This is a genomic window from Endozoicomonas atrinae, from assembly GCF_001647025.1.
Classification (GTDB): domain Bacteria; phylum Pseudomonadota; class Gammaproteobacteria; order Pseudomonadales; family Endozoicomonadaceae; genus Endozoicomonas; species Endozoicomonas atrinae.
The window spans coordinates 1-1,103 of record NZ_LUKQ02000602.1; the positions used below are offsets into that span (position 1 = coordinate 1).

General features: G+C 57.3%; 2 protein-coding genes. Both read left to right on the forward strand.

Going from position 1 to position 1,103, the window contains the following annotated elements; all coding sequences use genetic code 11:
* Positions 1-758, forward strand: a 758-nt coding sequence (locus AK963_RS29450; protein ID WP_238593898.1) for a hypothetical protein, incomplete at its 5' end; no start/stop codon positions are given.
* Between the two features lie 148 nt (positions 759-906).
* Positions 907-1,103, forward strand: a 197-nt coding sequence (locus AK963_RS29455; RefSeq protein ID WP_139117790.1) for a hypothetical protein, incomplete at its 3' end; no start/stop codon positions are given.

The window sequence follows — 1,103 nt, forward strand, 5'->3', positions numbered from 1 at the left end:
AGCTGCCGGAAGGCATGAGCCTGGAGGACGCCAAGAAGATTTACCCCTATCGGCTCTGGTTTTATGACGGTCAGGCCGGTGAAGGGCCGATGATCGACGCGATCAACGTCCAGAGTAATCAGGGTGATCTGTCCGGCATCTTTGAACTGTTCCGCCGCTTTGCCGACGAGGAAACCTCACTGCCGAGCTACACCCACGGCGAGCAGACCGAGAGTCTGAACAAGACCGCCAGCGGCATGAGTATGCTGATGACCGCCGCCAATGTAGCCCTGAAAAGCGTGGTCAAGAACATCGACGACTACGGCACCATCCCCCTGATCGAGAGCCTGTTCAATTTTGCCATGCAGTGGGCAGAGATTGACGACAAGCGGGGCGATCTGGACGTGATACCCATGGGCAGCTCGGCACTGATGGCGAAAGAGATTCACAGCGAACGGGTGATGAACGCCCTTAATGTGACCATGAACCCGCTACTGGGGCCGATGACCGACCACCGCTACCTGCTCGATGAATACATGAAGTCACTGGACATTGATACCGACAAGGCACTGCGACCGGAGGAAGAACTCTATGCACAACCTGATGCACTTGAGCCGGGAGGAAGCGGAGGCGATCCGCGCCCTGGACCATCAGGCCAGCTACCAGGCACTGGTGGCTTATTTCGTTCGGCGCAGAACCCTGCTGCTGGACAAGCTGGCCAGCGCATCGGAGATCACCGACGTGCGGCAGTTGCAGGGCCGTATCAACGAACTGGATGACCTGCTCTGTCTGCCCAATCGGGCTGAACGGGTAGTGAACCCGAACGGATAAGAAACAGGAGTAACAAGAACACCGAACCGCCTTAACTGGCGGTTTTTTTATGCCCAGGGATGGGCGGTATGCCGGTAACGCATGGAGCGGTTACCGGTGAATGCCTGCCAAAAGGACAAGCCGAGAGCCCCGGACGGCAGGTCAATCAACTTTGTGGACAAGCCCAAGTGCCCCACAGGGAGAGTGAAGATGGCGATAGACGCCGACAAACTGGATCAGGAAGCTGATGCCGAATACGCCAGGCTGATGGGTATGGAACCGCAAGCCCCTGTCTCTCAACAGGAACAGGACAA